At 69.6% G+C, this 16,091-nt stretch carries 13 protein-coding genes; 12 read left to right on the plus strand and 1 reads right to left on the minus strand.

The window, feature by feature from the left end; genetic code table 11:
• The first annotated feature begins 54 nt into the window (after nt 1–54).
• Genes DEU37_RS02500 through DEU37_RS02510 form a run of 3 tightly spaced genes read left to right on the plus strand, consistent with a single transcriptional unit; the run spans nt 55 to nt 2,007 of the window.
• Complete coding sequence (locus DEU37_RS02500) at nt 55–684, plus strand: hypothetical protein (protein ID WP_121189103.1); 630 nt, start codon at nt 55–57, stop codon at nt 682–684.
• Nucleotides 681–1,787, plus strand: coding sequence for a WxL protein peptidoglycan domain-containing protein (locus DEU37_RS02505; RefSeq protein WP_183043559.1), 1,107 nt, complete (start codon nt 681–683; stop codon nt 1,785–1,787). The genes DEU37_RS02500 and DEU37_RS02505 overlap by 4 nt, the downstream gene beginning before the upstream one ends.
• On the plus strand, nt 1,780–2,007 hold the full coding sequence (locus DEU37_RS02510) for a hypothetical protein (RefSeq protein WP_121189105.1): 228 nt from the start codon (nt 1,780–1,782) through the stop codon (nt 2,005–2,007). Before DEU37_RS02505 ends, DEU37_RS02510 begins: the two co-directional genes overlap by 8 nt.
• A 24-nt stretch (nt 2,008–2,031) precedes the next feature.
• On the opposite strand, the gene DEU37_RS02515 is transcribed toward DEU37_RS02510, so the two are convergent.
• Entirely contained in the window at nt 2,032–2,889 is an 858-nt protein-coding gene (locus DEU37_RS02515; RefSeq protein ID WP_259457106.1) for an alpha/beta fold hydrolase, read from the minus strand.
• Between the two features lie 201 nt (nt 2,890–3,090).
• Between DEU37_RS02515 and DEU37_RS02520 the strand changes: the two genes are divergently transcribed.
• From DEU37_RS02520 to DEU37_RS02560, 9 genes are all read left to right on the plus strand, one after another.
• Nucleotides 3,091–4,065: a substrate-binding domain-containing protein gene (locus DEU37_RS02520; RefSeq protein ID WP_259457107.1), complete on the plus strand. Its 975-nt coding sequence runs from the start codon at nt 3,091–3,093 to the stop codon at nt 4,063–4,065.
• A 192-nt stretch (nt 4,066–4,257) separates the two neighbouring features.
• On the plus strand, nt 4,258–5,274 hold the full coding sequence (locus DEU37_RS02525) for an ABC transporter substrate-binding protein (protein ID WP_121189108.1): 1,017 nt from the start codon (nt 4,258–4,260) through the stop codon (nt 5,272–5,274).
• A 127-nt stretch (nt 5,275–5,401) separates the two neighbouring features.
• A complete protein-coding gene (locus DEU37_RS02530) occupies nt 5,402–6,985 on the plus strand; it encodes a sugar ABC transporter ATP-binding protein (protein WP_121189109.1) in 1,584 nt (527 codons plus the stop codon).
• A complete protein-coding gene (locus DEU37_RS02535; protein ID WP_005049755.1) occupies nt 6,982–8,052 on the plus strand; it encodes an ABC transporter permease in 1,071 nt (356 codons plus the stop codon). The genes DEU37_RS02530 and DEU37_RS02535 overlap by 4 nt, the downstream gene beginning before the upstream one ends.
• Nucleotides 8,049–9,122: an ABC transporter permease gene (locus DEU37_RS02540; protein ID WP_121189110.1), complete on the plus strand. Its 1,074-nt coding sequence runs from the start codon at nt 8,049–8,051 to the stop codon at nt 9,120–9,122. The genes DEU37_RS02535 and DEU37_RS02540 overlap by 4 nt, the downstream gene beginning before the upstream one ends.
• Nucleotides 9,119–9,844: an L-ribulose-5-phosphate 4-epimerase gene (locus tag DEU37_RS02545; RefSeq protein WP_183043560.1), complete on the plus strand. Its 726-nt coding sequence runs from the start codon at nt 9,119–9,121 to the stop codon at nt 9,842–9,844. Before DEU37_RS02540 ends, DEU37_RS02545 begins: the two co-directional genes overlap by 4 nt.
• Complete coding sequence (locus tag DEU37_RS02550) at nt 9,841–11,439, plus strand: xylulokinase (RefSeq protein ID WP_121189112.1); 1,599 nt, start codon at nt 9,841–9,843, stop codon at nt 11,437–11,439. Before DEU37_RS02545 ends, DEU37_RS02550 begins: the two co-directional genes overlap by 4 nt.
• Nucleotides 11,440–11,488: 49 nt before the next feature.
• Complete coding sequence (gene araA, locus DEU37_RS02555) at nt 11,489–12,991, plus strand: L-arabinose isomerase (RefSeq protein ID WP_121189113.1); 1,503 nt, start codon at nt 11,489–11,491, stop codon at nt 12,989–12,991.
• A gap of 43 nt (nt 12,992–13,034) precedes the next feature.
• On the plus strand, nt 13,035–16,010 hold the full coding sequence (locus DEU37_RS02560; RefSeq protein WP_121189114.1) for an immunoglobulin-like domain-containing protein: 2,976 nt from the start codon (nt 13,035–13,037) through the stop codon (nt 16,008–16,010).
• Nucleotides 16,011–16,091: the final 81 nt, after the last annotated feature.

Consider the following 16,091-nt stretch of genomic DNA (forward strand, 5'->3'; position numbering starts at 1 on the left):
CGGGTCGACAGCATCGGGCCGGCACAGATGCCGGGCTGAGACGGGAGAGACACCATGACGATGAACGTCGCCCTTGCGCGCGTTGCAGCCGGACTCCTCGGGTGCGCGCTCGTCGTCGGCGGAGCGGGAGCCGCTCTCGCCGACGAGAATCGCACGCAGCAGCGAGATGCAGAAGGTCAGGCCGCGCCGGTCGGTGCTCTCACCCTGAGCGTCGCCTCGACGGCGACCACCCTCACCGAGGTCCCCTCCTCTGATGCGAACGTCCGTCAATTCACAGGGTCGCTGCCCGAGGCGACCGTCACCGACGATCGGGCGATCATCCCGTCCGGTGCCGTCTGGTACGTGACGGGTCAAGCCAGTTCCCTGACCTCCGGCAGCCGCAGCATCGATGCGGGTCACCTCGGCTGGGCGCCGAAGGTGATCACGACGAGCGGTCACGGGGAGGTCGCATCCGGCGACGTCGTCAACACGGTGCTCGATGCCGCCACCGCCGACACTCCGCTCAACGACGGCCTCGCGAGCGCGCACTTGCTGGCGCTGTCGGTCGACTCCCGCGCGTCTGCCGCGGTCGGAAGCTGGACGGCGGGTGCGGACCTGTTCCTCAGGGTGCCCCGAACGGTCGAGCCGGGTGCCTATTCGGGCACGATCACTCTGACGCTGTGGGAAGAGGCTCAGCCGCAGTGATTCCCCTCGTTGCGCGTCGGCGTCCCCGAGCGGCATGGCGACCTCCCGTCGCCGTCGCGGTCGGGGTGCTGCTCGCGGCCGCCCTGTCGATCGCCCCGGCTGTCGGCCCGCTGGCCGCCGCGCGCGAGGCCGCACCCGCATCGGCGGGCGTGCGGTGGTCGGTCGTGCCGTCGGACGGACGAGGTCCCGACGGTCGGTCCGCCGTCGAGGTGGGCGTGCGACCCGGCCAGACGGTCGAGGATCACATCGCCGTGCGCAACGCGAGCGACGCGGCGGTGACGTTCCGGCTGGCGGCAGCCGACGGTTTCACTTCGGCATCGGGCAGATTCGATGTGCGTGCAGAGGGAGAGTCTTCCGTCGATGCGGGCTCGTGGATCTCCCTGCCGGCGCGCGTGACGGTTCCCGCCGGCGCCACCGTGGTCGTCCCCTTCTCGATCGCTGCGCCCTCCGGTGCGGCGCCGGGAGACCATTCGGCGGGCATCACCGCCTCCGTGCTGTCGACCGCTCGCGCCGATGGCGGGGCGAGCGTGGGCGTGGACACCCGCGTCGGCGTGCGCGTGCTGGCCCGTGTCGCGGGGCAGCTCGGCCCTGCCGCCTCGCTGCACGACGGCGGGGGATCGTACGCGGTCACCTGGAACCCGCTGCGGCCGGGATCGGCGATCGTCAGCTTCGACGTCGTCAACGATGGCAACACGAGGCTCCTGGCGAGTGGCACGGTCTCCGCTGCCGGCCAGGACACCCCCTTCCCCGCCGCCGGTGAGCCGGTCATCGACCTCTTGCCCGGCGATCGCCGCACCGTGCGCGTCGTCGTCGATGACCTCTGGCCGTCGATCCTCGTTCCCGTGGACGTGACTCTCCGCCCGCGGGGGATCACGATCGATGGGCAGACCCCCATCGCCGCTGCGTCGTCTCTGCAGACCTCGCTGTGGGCGATGCCGATCTCGCAGCTGATCGTGCTGACGGGAGCGGCCCTTCTGATCTTCGCGGCGCCGTGGGGTCGGCAGCGTTCCCACCGCCGCACCGATCGACTCGTCGCAGACGCGCACGAGCACGACCGACCCCCGGCGGCAGCCGCACTCACAGAGGAGAGCACCAGTGCCTGACGATTCCCCCTTCGTTCCCGACGCCATCTCATCGCCCGGTTCGTCCGTGCAGGTCGCGGTCACGATCGCGCCGCTGCCGGGGTCCGCGGACCCTTCCCCGCTGGCCCTGACCGGTGGCACCGTGCCCGTGGGGCTCGCCGTCGTCGCCACCGTCGTCGTCGCGGCCGGATTCGTCCTGGTCCAGCGGGCGCGCCGCCCCGGCGCGCGTCTGCGCCCGTGAGCCTGCCCGGGGCGATCGTGGCGCTCACGGGGCGGACAGCCACCGATCCAGTTCACGGGCGGTCGGTTCTGCCGTGCGGATGAGCGTCTCGTGACGGTGCCCCTCGACGACGAAGGCGTGGGAGTCGGGGATGGCGGCGACGACCTCGTCGAACCACTCGCGGGGAACGACGACGTCGAGTTCTCCCCGCACCACGAGGGTGGGCGCCGACACCCGTGCGTAGACGCCCTCGGGCCGGTGGCTGAGCATCGCCCGCATCTTGCGCCTCAGGTGCGGTCCCGCCCGCACGTACTCGCGGGCGCCGAGCAGCAGCACCTTCGGGCTCTCGCCCCAGAGATCGCGCGCCAAGCGCCACACCTGGTGCAGCGCGCGGCGGCGATGGCGGTCGACGGTGGGAGCGACGAGGACGAGCCGGTCGACGGTGTCGGGGTGACGGACGGCGGTCTCGGTGACGACCTGGGTGCCCATCGAGTGCCCGAGCAGCACGACCGGGCCGCGTCCCAGATGGCGCAGATACGCAGCGACGAGGTCGGCCATCCGTTCGATCGTGGGCGTGCGTGTCGGCTCGGGAGCGTCGCCGTAGCCGGGCAGATCCAGCGCGACGACCAGTGCCTGCCCATCGAGGTGCTGCACCAGGTCGCCGAACACCTTGCGACCCATGCCGATCCCGTGCACCAGCACCACGGTGCGCGCCGACGCGGCATCGCCGCGACGTTCGGCCACGATGCTCGCACCGCCGTGTGCGAAAACCTCGATGCGCCCGTCATCGGTCGGCACGCCCGTGATCTCGTCGATCGCGCGATCGACGGCATCCGTCAGCTGCGAGACCGCCTCCGCGGCGGCATCCACGGGAGACTCGGGCGTTCGATCGGCGGAGTGCATGGATAGAGAGTAATGATGCGCGGCGCGTGCTGCCGGCTCCCGGCGGATGGAGTGTGAAACGATGGGGCATCCGCTCCTGAGCGCGTGAAGACTCCGTCGGAACGGTCACGTCGACGCAACATCGGTGCGGAGCTTGCCAGGGGAAAGGCGCAGATGGCTGATCAGTCCGGCCGAGGGTGGGCCAAACCCAGTATCTACGACGTGGCGAATCACGCCGGCGTCTCGCACATGACCGTCTCGCGCGTGCTCAACGGTCACCCCAACATCCGCGAGTCCACGCGCGTGCGCGTGCTGCAGGCGATCGACGAGATGCAGTACACGCGCAGTTCCATCGCTCGCGCCCTCGCGACGAGCAAGTCCATGCGCATCGGTGTTCTCGTCGACAGTCCGGTGCAGTGGGGGCCGAACAGCACCCTGCGCGCGATCGAGGAGGCCGCCCGCGCCAGCGCGTACTCGGTGAGCGTCTTCTCGACGTCCGACGAGGATGCCGCGACGATCTCGACCGGCATCGCCGATCTCGTCGCCCAGGGCATCGACGCCCTGTGCGTCATCGCGCCGCGCTCTTCGGCGCTGGAGCTGTTCCGTGAGCACAGCTCGAACATGCCCACGCTCGTGATCAAGGCCGAGCCCGATCCCCACCTGCACACGGTGGCCGTCGACCAGTACACCGGCGCGCGCACGGCCGTCGCGCACCTCATCGGACTCGGCCACCGCACGATCGCTCACGTCGCGGGTCCCCTGGACTGGTACGACGCGCGCGCCCGCTGGCAGGGGTGGCGCGATGAGCTGGAGGCGGCAGGGCTGGGGGAAGGCCCGATGGTGCAGGGGGATTGGACCTCTGACCGCGGCTATGAGATCGGACGGTCCCGCCAGCTCGCCGGGGCCACGGCCGTCTTCGCCGCCAATGACCAGATGGCTCTGGGGACCGTGCACGGCCTCGTGGAGCGGGGTCTACGCGTTCCCGAGGACATCAGCGTCGTCGGATTCGACGACCTGCCCGACGCTCGTCATTTCCTGCCGCCGCTGACGACGGTGCGGCAGGACTTCGCGTCGCTCGGTGCCCTCGCGCTCCGGCTGATCATCGCCGCCATCGACGGGGACGACACCGCGATGCATGCCCTGATCGCTCCGGAGCTCGTGCTGCGCGCATCGACCGCCGCCGTCGTCGTCCGCTGAGGCCGTCTGCCTCCGCCGCGGGGCGTTACTGTTCGCGGTAACAAAAAAGTAACGAAACCCTCGGGGGAGTCGATGCCACTTGTGCTCCGGAATTGTTAGCGCGCACAATCGGTGTGCAGCATCCCATGCGCCCCCCGGGGCACCACACACATCCACCGCAATCGTCGCGGGGATTCTCAAGGAGGAGAAAGAATGGACATCAGCAAGCGCGGATTCCGTGGACTGCTCACGGTCGCAGCGGCCGGCGCCATGGTCGTCGGGCTGAGCGCGTGCTCGGGTGGCGCAGAGCCGACCGGCAGCGGAAGCGCAGCGGCCGGTGGCGACAAGCCCATCACGGTCGGCTTCGTCGCGGTCGGTCCCGAGGGCGGCTGGCGCAACGCCAACGAGCAGGCCATCAAGGACGCGTTCACCAAGGACGCCGGCTTCGACCTCAAGTACGCTCCGGCGGCCAGCCCCAGCGACCAGAAGTCGCAGCTCGACGCGTTCTCGACCTTCGTCAACGACGAGGTCGACGTCATCCTCCTGACCGCCACCGAGGCCTCCGGCTGGGGCGACGAGCTGAAGAAGGCCAAGGAAGCCAACATCCCGGTCATCCTGCTCGACCGCGGTGTCGACGCCTCCTCGGACCTCTACGTCACCCGCATCGCGCCCGACAACAAGCAGGTCGCCAAGTCGGTCGGCGAGTGGGCCGCCACGACGTTCCCGAGCGGCGCGAACTACTTCGTGCTCGAGGGTGTTCCGGGCTTGTCCGTCGTGAACGAGCGCAACGAGGGCTTCGATGCGGCCATCGCCGGCAAGTCGGGCTGGAACAAGGTCGGCGCGCAGACCGCCAACTGGAAGACCGACGAGGGCAAGTCCGTCATCGAGACGGTCCTCAAGGCCAACAACAACAACATCCAGTTCATCTTCGCCCAGAACGACGAGATGGGCATCGGCGCGGCGCAGGCCGTGAGCGCGGCCGGCCTCAAGCCGGGCACCGACGTCAAGATCGCGACGATCGACGGCACCAAGGGTGCGCTCGAGGCGCTGGCGAAGGGTGACCTGAGCTTCGTCGCCCAGTACAACCCCTTCTTCGGCACCGACGCGGTCGACGCCGTCAAGAAGGCCCTCGCGGGCGAGAAGGTCGACTCGACCATCATCGTCAAGAGCGCCACGTTCGACTCGCCCGAGGCCGCTCAGACGGCTCTCGACAAGGGCCTCGGCTTCTAAGCACGAGCAGCAGTCACCCCGAGCCCGCTCGGACAGAACGGGGACGGGGATCGCCACCTGCGGCGGTCCCCGTCCCGCCATCCGCCCTGCACGGGCGAGCCCACCCGATTCAACGAGGAAGTCTGCAGTGGTCACTGAACCCCTCCCGATCGTCGAAGTCCGCGGCGCGTCGATCACGTTCCCGGGCGTCAAGGCGCTTGATGACGTGAACTTCCGCCTCCTGCCCGGTGAGGTCCACACCCTCATGGGCGAGAACGGCGCCGGAAAGTCGACGCTCATCAAGGCGTTGACCGGCGTCTATCAGATCGACTCCGGATCGATCCTCGTCTTCGGCGAGGAACGGCGCTTCTCCGGCACCGCGTCGGCGCAGGCCGCCGGGATCTCCACGGTGTACCAGGAGGTCAACCTCTGCACCAACCTCACCATCGGTGAGAACGTCATGCTCGGCCACGAGAGCCGTTCCCTCTTCGGCATCGACTGGCGAAAGACCCACGCCCGTGCCCACGAGGTGCTGACAGAGATGGGTCTCGGCGACCTCGACCCGCGCGCCCCGCTGCAGTCGATCTCGATCGCCCTGCAGCAGCTCGTCGCGATCAGTCGGGCCATGGTGACCAAGTCGAAGGTCCTGATCCTCGACGAGCCGACCTCCAGCCTGGATGCCGCGGAGGTCGAGACCCTCTTCGGCGTCATGCGCCAGCTGCGCGACCAGGGCGTCGCCATCCTCTTCGTCTCCCACTTCCTCGACCAGGTCTACGCGATCAGCGACCGCATCACGGTGCTCCGAAACGGCGGGTTCGTCGGCGAATACCTGAAGAACGACCTCGACCGCACCGAGCTCATCTCCAAGATGATCGGCAAGGACCTCGGCGCCCTCCGCGCCCTCGGCTCCAACCGCCAGGTCGACGAGCGCGACCGCACGCAGACGCCCGTCTACGCGGCGGACGGCATCGCCCGCAAGGGGGCGCTGGCCGCCACCGACATCGAGATCCACAAGGGCGAGGTCGTCGGCTTCGCGGGTCTGCTGGGCTCGGGTCGCACCGAGCTCGCGCGCCTGATCGTCGGCGCCGACAAGCCGGATGCCGGCACCGTGCGCCTGAAGGGCAAGAAGGCCAGCATCACCTCGCCCGTGTCGGGCCTGGCGAACCACATCGCGTACTCCACCGAGAACCGTCGTGACGACGGCATCGTCGGCGACCTCAGCATCCGCGAGAACATCATGCTCGCCGTCCAGGCTCAGCGCGGATGGCTGCGGCGCGTTCCCGCCAAGGAGGTCGACCGGCTCGTCACCATGTACATGGAGCGCTTCAGTGTGCGCCCGAACGACCCCGACCGCCCCATCCGCCTGCTCTCGGGCGGAAACCAGCAGAAGGTCCTTCTCGGGCGCTGGCTCGCGACCGATCCCGAGCTGCTGCTGCTGGACGAGCCCACCCGCGGCATCGACGTCGGCGCCAAGGCCGACATCCAGGAGACGGTCGCCGAGCTCGCCGAGGGCGGGATGAGCGTCGTGTTCATCTCGTCGGAGCTGGAGGAGGTCGTCCGCCTCTCCGAGCGCATCGTCATCATGAAGGATCACCAGAAGGTCGGCGAGGTCGTCAACGGTCCGGACGTCACGGCGGAGCGGATCGTCTCGATCATCGCCGCGGACTCCGAGGCCGCCGCCGAAGCGAACGCGGAAGCGCTCGCCGACGAGGTCGAAGGAGAACAGGCATGACCCGTCTGAGGGCGCTAGTGCGCACCCCCTGGTTCTGGGGCATCGTCGGCATCGTCCTGCTGCTGGCGCTGAACACCCTGAAGGACCCCACCTACCTCGCTCTGGGGGTGAACCCGACGACGGGTCAGCTCTCGGGCAACCTCCTCGACATCCTGCGGGTTTCGGCGCCGATCGTGATGATCGCGCTGGGCATGACCTTCGTCATCGCCACCAGCGGCATCGACCTGTCGGTCGGCTCCGTGATGGCGGTCGGCGGTGCGGTCGCGATGGTCACCCTCAGCGGCCTCGGCCAGCCCACCTCGGTCGGGGCGATGTTCGCGGCGATCGGCCTCGCCGTGCTGCTGGGCATCGTGCTCGGCGCGATCAACGGTCTGCTCGTCGCCGTGATCGGGCTGCAACCGTTCATCAGCACGCTCGTGATGATGCTCGCCGGTCGTGGCATCGCCCGCGTCATCACCGGCGGCCAGAACACCAACGCCGAGAACGCGCCGTTCCGTGCGCTCGCGAACGGCCAGTTCCTCGGACTGCCCTTGAGCTTCGTGCTCGCCATCGCCATCGTCGTGCTCGTCGCCCTCGTCATGCGGCGCACCGCCCTCGGGCTGATGATCGAGTCGATCGGCATCAATCCGCAGGCGAGCCGTCTCGCCGGCATCCGCCCCCGCCCCATCCTCATCGCGGTCTACGTGCTGTCGGCGGCGCTCGCCTCGATCGGCGGCCTGTTCACGGTGTCGGAAGTGATGACCGTCGACGTCTCGGGCACGGGCTACCAGATGGAGCTCGACGCGATCCTCGCGGTCGTCATCGGCGGCACCTCCCTCGCCGGCGGGAAGTTCTCTATCGTGGGCTCGACCATCGGGGCGCTGTTGATCGCCACGCTCAACAAGACCGTCCTCTTCCTCGGGGTCTCGGCCGCAGCAACCCCGGCCTTCAAGGCGATCGTCATCGTCGTGCTGGTGCTGCTGCAGTCCGAGCGCATCCGTTCGCTGGTGCTGCGGCGCGGCAACCGCCCCCGCACGCCCGCGGCCCCCCTCTCCGAGTCCACGCAGCCGAAGGAGGTCGTCGCATGAGCGACGCGTCCACCACTCGCGAACGCCCCACGCCCCCGTCCGCCGGGCAGACCGCCGCGATCGCCACCCCTCGCGGCACCGCGTGGTCGCGTGTCTGGGGTCGCAGCCAGTCGCTGATTCCGACGCTCGCCGCGGTCGTGCTGTTCATCAGCATGCTCGTGTACGCCGAGACCGCCTACGGCCGCGTCTTCCACCTCGGCACGATGTCGAGCCTGCTCGTGAGCTTCGCGCCGACGATCATCCTCGCCGTGGCCATGACGATCGTCATCCTCTCCGGCGGCATCGACCTGTCCGTCGGCGCGGTGGTCGCGTTCACCTCGGTCGCGGGCGTCATGCTCATGAGCGCCGGCGTCAACGCGTGGCTCGCGATCGTCATCATGATCGTGCTCGGCGGGCTGTTCGGGCTCGTGTCGGGCGTGCTCATCCAGTACTTCAACGTGCAGCCGTTCATCGCGACGCTCGCGATGATGTTCCTCGCCCGCGGCCTCGCCTCGATCCTCTCCACGGTCCCCGTGCACGCACCGGACGATTCGCCGATCCTGCTGCTGGCCACCGACTTCAAGCTCATCGACGGTCCCAAGACGAACGACCTCGTGCTCACGCCGGGGTTCTTCATCGCCGTCATCGTCGTGATCGCCGCCGTGTTCTTCCTGCACCGCACCCGGACGGGACGCACGATCTACGCGATCGGCGGTGCCGAGTCGTCGGCGCAGCTGATGGGTCTTCCGGTCGCTCGCACCCGGGTGTGGATCTACATCCTCAGCGGGGCGCTGGCCGGACTCGCCGCGGTGGTCTACACGGCAGAGGTCGGCGGCAAGGCGCAGAACGTGACCGGCATCGGCTGGGAGCTGGACGCCATCGCCGCGGTCGTCATCGGTGGCACGCTGCTCACCGGTGGCGTCGGCTACGTGCTGGGCTCGGTCGTCGGCACGCTCGTGCTCGCCGCGCTGTGGATGATCATCACGAAGGACGGCTCGATCAAGCCCGAGTACCTCACCATCATCACGGGCGGGATCCTCCTCGCCTTCGTGCTGCTGCAGCGGGTGCTCACGAAGCGGAGGAGCGAATGAGCGCGCAGGCAGGCAGCCCGATGATCGACGAGCAGCTTCAGCAGCGCATCGACGCGGTGCGGGCGGATGTCGCCGCCCTCCACGCGGAGCTGGTGCGGTACGGGCTGGTGGTCTGGACGGGAGGCAACGTCTCCGGACGCGTGCCGGACAGCGATCTCTTCGTGATCAAGCCGTCGGGCGTCTCCTACGACGACCTCGCCCCCGAGAACATGATCCTCTGCGACCTCGACGGTGCCGTCGTCCCGGGAACCCCGGGCAGCGACCGCAGCCCGTCCAGCGACACGGCGGCCCACGCCTACGTGTACCGGCACATGCCCGAGGTCGGCGGTGTCGTGCACACCCACTCCGACTATGCGGTGGCGTGGGCGGCGCGCGGCGAGGAGATCCCCTGCGTGATCACGGCGATGGCCGACGAGTTCGGCGGACCGATCCCGATCGGGCCGTTCGCCATCATCGGCGACGACTCCATCGGTCGGGGCATCGTCGAGACCCTGCGCGGTCACCGCAGCCGTGCGGTGCTCATGCAGAACCACGGGCCCTTCACGATCGGCGTCAACGCCAAGGACGCCGTCAAGGCCGCCGTCATGTGCGAGGACGTCGCCCGGACCGTGCACATCGCGCGCCAGGGCGGCGAGCTGATCCCGATCCCGCAGGAGCGGATCGACGCGCTCTACAACCGCTACCAGAACGTCTACGGGCAGGGAACGGACGAGCGGCGATGAGCGGGGCGGTGGTCGACGCGATCCGCGCGGGTCGCACGAGTCTCGGCATCGAGTTCGGCTCGACGCGCATCAAGGCCTGTCTCGTGGATGCCGACGCGCCCGCGACCGTGCTCGGTGTCGGCTCCCACGCGTGGGAGAACCGGCTCGACGACGGTCTGTGGACGTACCCGCTGGAGGCGATCTGGGAGGGGTTGCAGGCCGCATATGCCGACCTCGTCGCCGATCTCGAGCGCACCCACGGCGTCTCGGTGGAGACGGTCGGCTCGATCGGTGTGTCGGCGATGATGCACGGCTACCTCGCGTTCGACGGCGCCGGCGAGCTGCTCGTCCCGTTCCGGACGTGGCGCAACACGAACACCGCGGTGGCGGCGGCGGAGCTGTCGGAGCTGTTCGGGGTCAACATTCCGCTGCGCTGGTCGATCGCGCACCTGCGGCAGGCGGTGATCGATCGCGAACCGCACGTGTCGCGAATCGCCTCCGTGAACACGCTCGCCGGTTACGTGCACGAGCGGCTGACCGGCCGCCGCGTGCTCGGCGTCGGTGACGCATCGGGCATGTTCCCGATCGCCGCGGGCACCGCCGACTACGACGAGCGTCTCATCGCGCGCTTCGACGCGCTCGCGCCGGGAGAGATCCCCCCGCTGCGTGCCCTGCTGCCCGAGGCGCTGCCCGCCGGCGCGGACGCCGGCACCTTGACGGTGAACGGTGCGGCTCTGCTCGATCCGAGCGGCCGACTGCGTCCCGGCATCCCGCTGTGTCCTCCGGAGGGCGATGCGGGCACGGGCATGGTCGCGACCGGCGCCGTCGCGCCCCGCACCGGCAACGTCAGCGCCGGCACCTCCATCTTCGCGATGGTCGTTCTGGAGGGGCCGCTGGCCGGCCGGCACCACGAGCTCGATCTCGTCACCACTCCCGCCGGAGACCCCGTCGCGATGGTCCACTGCAACAACGGGGCGAGCGAGTTGGCGGCGTGGGCGGGCCTGTTCCGACGGTTCGCGGCGGCATCCGGCACCCCATTGGACGACGACGAGGTCTTCGGCGTGCTGCTGCGCGAAGCCCTCGAAGGCGACGCCGACGCGGGCGGACTGCTCGCCTACAACCATCTGGCGGGGGAGCCGATCGCCGGTCTCACGGCGGGACGCCCCCTCTTCGTGCGAACCCCGGAATCGACCCTCAGTCTCGCGAACGTCATGCGCGCACAGGTCTACGGCGTGTTCGGCACGCTGGCCCTCGGCATGCAGGTGCTCTCCGCAGAAGGCGTGGCGCTGGATCGGATGTACGCGCACGGCGGGGTCTTCCGCACCGCCGGGGTCGCGCAGCGCTTCCTCGCCGCGGCCCTCGACGCGCCCGTCGCCGTCGGTGAGACCGCCTCGGAGGGCGGGGCGTGGGGCATCGCCGTCCTGGCGGCGTTCCGCCGCGCGGTGGCCGAGGGACGCGGCGCGACGCTGGGCGCGTACCTCGAGGAGACCGTGTTCGCGGATGCCGCGGCATCCGTCGTCGACCCCGTTCCCGCCGATGTCGCGGGATTCTCCGCCTACCTCGACCGCTACCGGGCCGGCCTCGCCGTCGAGGCCGCCGCCGTCCACTCACTCTGAGGCCGCCCCGACATTCGGGCTTCTCACTCTCACCGACCGGAAAGACAACATGACCCTCCCCACCACTCTCGACAACTACACCGTCTGGTTCGTCACCGGCAGCCAGGGGCTGTACGGCGAGGAGACTCTGCGACAGGTCGCGGCGCAGTCGCAGCAGGTCGCCGCCGGGCTGGGAGGCCTCCCCGTGCGGGTCGAGTGGAAGCCGGTCCTCACCGATTCGGACAGCATCCGGCGCCTGGCCCTGGATGCCAACAGTGACGACTCCGTCATCGGTGTCGTCGCCTGGATGCACACGTTCAGCCCGGCGAAGATGTGGATCGCCGGCCTCGACGCCCTGCAAAAGCCCCTGCTGCACCTGCACACGCAGGCCAATGTGGAGCTGCCGTGGGAGGACATCGACTTCGACTTCATGAACCTCAACCAGGCCGCCCACGGCGACCGTGAGTTCGGCTACATCCAGACGCGCCTCGGCGTGCCGCGCAAGACCGTCGTCGGCCACGTCTCCAACCCCGCCGTCCTGACGCAGATCGAGCACTGGCAGCGCGCCGCCGCCGGCTGGCAGGCCGCCCGCACGCTCAAGCTCGCCCGGTTCGGTGACAACATGCGCTACGTCGCCGTCACCGAGGGCGACAAGACCGAGGCGGAGCTGCGCTTCGGTGTGCAGGTCAACACGTGGGGCGTGAACGAGCTCGCGGATGCCGTCGCGGCGGCATCCGAGGCCGACATCGACGCCCTGGTGCAGGTCTACCTCGCCGAGTACGAGGTCGCCGACGAGCTGCTGCCCGGGGCCGAGCGCCATCAGTCCCTGCGCGACGGCGCCGCCATCGAGATCGGCCTGCGGACGTTCCTGGAAGCCGGCGGCTTCGGCGCCTTCACGACGTCGTTCGAGGACCTCGGCGCCCTGACGCAGCTGCCCGGACTCGCCGTGCAGCGCCTCATGGCCGATGGGTACGGCTTCGGGGCCGAGGGCGACTGGAAGACCGCCATCCTCGTCCGCGTGGCCAACGTCATGGGTGCCGGGCTGCCCGGTGGGGCGAGCCTCATGGAGGACTACACGTACGACCTGGTCGCGGGCGACGAGAAGATCCTCGGCGCGCACATGCTCGAGGTCTCGCCCTCGCTGACGACGCAGAAGCCGCGGCTGGAGATCCACCCGCTCGGCATCGGCGGCAAGGACGATCCGGTTCGCCTCGTCTTCACCGCCGACCCGGGCCCGGCCGTCGTGGTCGCGATGAGCGACATGCGCGACCGGTTCCGTCTCGTCGCCAACGTGGTCGAGAACGTCGACGCCCCCGACCTGCCGAAGCTTCCCGTGGGTCGCGCGATCTGGAAGCCGGCACCCGACTTCGCCACCAGCGCCGCCTGCTGGCTCACCGCCGGCGCCGCCCACCACACCGTGATGACCACCGCCGTCGGCATCGAGGTGTTCCGCGACTTCGCCGACATCGCCGGCACCGAGCTTCTCGTCATCGACGAGGACACGACCGTGCGCGCATTCCAGAAGGAGCTGCGCTGGAACCAGGCGTACTACCGCCTGGCCCAGGGCCTCTGACCCCGACCTCCCCCCCCCACCCGAAACAAGAGGACGTTTCTCGATGATGAGATCACCACGGCTTCCGCGCGCCTCGGCGCCGGGGCGTACCCCCCGCCGAGCACTCGCCGCGACCATCGCCGGAGCGCTCGCGCTCACCGGCGTCGGCCTGGCAGTGCCCAACGCGGCCTCGGCCGCCGGCGTGCCCGCGCCGAGCGCGCACTACGACATGTCGCACAGCGGTTCGACCCTGCTCGACGTGTCGGGCAACGGTCGCAACGCCACGCTGACCGGTCTGACCGACGCGTCCTTCGCGGATGCCGCGGGAGATGCCGTGCTGCGCTTCCGCGCCGACGGCTACGCGTCGTTGCCGTCGGGTGCGATCACCGGATCGGACAACAACTTCACCGTCGAATACACCGTCTCCACGCAGACATCCGCCAACCACTTCGGATGGGTCATCGGCGACGGGGTCGGCCCGTGGAACACCACGCAGCTCGGCAACCACATCTTCCTCAGCCCGCGCTCGGCACAGGGCGGCTACACCGATCAGGTGCTGGCGGCGATCCGTGTCAAGAACGGCAACAGCAACGGTGAGACGCGGATGCCGGCCGGCGGCGGCCTGAACCCCGGCTTCACGACGCTGACGATGGTCGGCTCCGGCAACACGCTGACGCTGTACCGCGACGGCCAGCAGATCTCGACCCTCACCCACTCTCTCTCGCTCAGCTCGATCATTCCGACGGGTGCGGTGATGGGCTACCTGGGCCGCTCGCTCTACCAGGGCGACCCGCTGCTGCGCGCGGACGTGTCGGACGTCAAGTTCTGGGACGTCGCGCTGACGTCCGGTGAGGTCTCGGCGAGCATGCCGACCGCCGACCAGAAGAAGGCGACCACGGCGGCACTGCTGCGCGGAGACGTGCTGGCGCAGATGCTCGGGGCGAACTCCGCGCTGACGAACGTCACCTCCAACCTGACGCTGCCGGCGACGGTCAACGGCGTCGGACTGACGTGGTCATCCTCGGATCCCTCGGTCGTGTCGACCTCGGGCGTGGTGTCGCGGTCGATCTCCGCCGACACCCCGGTGACCCTGACCGCGGTCAGCGCGTTCGGCTCCACCATCACGTTCGACGTGACCGTCATCGCGCCGACCGTCTCGGCGGACCTCGACGCGATCGTCCTCGCGAAGCGCACCACCGAGAACCTGCCCCTCGTGACGACCGGCGCCGTCAACGGCGCGACCATCACCTGGACCTCCTCGGACCCGGCGCTGGTGACCGCGACGGATGCGGCATACACCGCGCCCGCCGTCGGCCTTGCCGACCCGTACCGTGGCGGCGGCATCGTCGCCCGACCGGCATATGGCGCCGGCGACCGTGAGGTGACCGTCACCGCGCACGCCGTTCTCAACGGGATGCGCGACGAGCGCAGCTTCACCGTCACGGTGGCCGAGCACGGTCGCACCGCGCCCGACGCGGGCTACGCCGCGGCCTACTTCAAGTCCGACAGCGACGAGAAGATCTACCAGGCGGCGACCAGCGGCAACGATTTCTTCACGTTCTCGCCGGTCAACGGCGGCAACCCGGTCATCACCTCGACGACCGACACGAAGGGCCTGCGCGACCCGTACATACTGCGCTCGAAGGACGGCGACAAGTACTACATGGTCGCGACCGATCTGTGCATCGGGTGCGGCACCGGCTGGGGCCCCGCCCAATCCGCCGGCAGCCTCAAGATCGAGGTGTGGGAGTCGACGGACCTCGTGAACTGGAAGCGCACCAACGGCGAGGACAGCGGCATCACGGTCAACCAGCCCGCGGCGGGGATGACCTGGGCGCCGGAGGCGTACTGGGACGACGCGCTCCAGTCGTACGTCGTGTTCTTCGCGTCGCGGCTGTACTCCGACGCGAGCCACACGAACAACGACAACCTGTATGCGCGGATGTTCGCTGTGCTCACTCGTGACTTCCGCACCTTCACGGCACCCCCGGCGAGCTGGCAGGACACGGGATACGCCCGTATCGACTCGACCGTCACGAAGATCGGGGACTACTACTACCGCTTCACGAAGAACGAGGAGGGTGGCGCCGCCGGCCCGCTCGAAGCAGGGAAGGACATCTTCCTCGAGCGCTCGAAGGTGCTGACGGCTCCGACCACGGTATCCAGCTGGACGGCCGACCCGTCGACCACCTGGCAGCTGCTGGACACGCACATGACCTCGCTCGAGACGGGTCAGGCCGGTGAAGGCCCTGAGATCGTCAAGCTCAACGCGGGCGACCCGAACAACGCCGGCGACGGCTACGTCTTCCTCGTGGACAACTACGGCGCCGGCGGCTACCGCGCGTTCGTGACCACCGGAGACGCGATCGCCTCCAGCACGCAGAGCGACCGCCTGTCGCAGCGTTCCGACTGGAACGTCCGCGCTCCGGGAGGTCTGCCGGAGAGCCCTCGTCACGGCGCCTTCGTGAGCGTTCCGCAGACGGTGCTGACCGCCATGCACGACTGGACCGGCGTGAGCGCGGTCGCATCGACCACGTCGCTGAGCGCGCAGGAGCGCACGGTCACCGCGCGCGTCGTCGCCGCCGATGGCGGAGACGTCGCCGGAACGGTCACGTTCACCGGCGAGACCGGCACCTCCTCGCTGGCGCGCGCCAGCGCGTGGTCGGCGCAGGTGCCCGTGTCGGGTGGTGTGGCGAGCGTGGTCGTCCCGGCAGGAATCCGCACCGTCACGGCACAGTACGACGGTTACCGCGATCAGCTCGTGCAGGTGTCGAGCTCTGACGCGGTGACGCTGGCCGACGTCGTCGTGACGCCGGACCCGGAGCCGTCGCCGGTTCCCACCGATGGGGCGGGTCAGAGCGGCACGGGTCAGGGCGGCACGGGTCAGACCGGTGCAGGTCAGAGCGACCCCGGCGCGGCCTCGCTGGCCACGAGCGGTCAGAGCCCGGTGCTGATCACGGCGGCGAGCATGCTCGCAGCGCTGCTGCTGGTGGCCGGAGCCGTCCTGCTGATCGGACGCCGCCGCATCCGAAACGGCTGAGTCCGCACCCACCGCGACGGGCGGCTCGGAGACGGTCTCCGAGCCGCCCGTCCGCTGTGTCGTGGGACGGTGGCCACGCGT

Origin of the sequence: Microbacterium sp. AG790 (assembly GCF_003634765.1) — a bacterium.
In the GTDB taxonomy this organism is placed as follows: domain Bacteria; phylum Actinomycetota; class Actinomycetes; order Actinomycetales; family Microbacteriaceae; genus Microbacterium.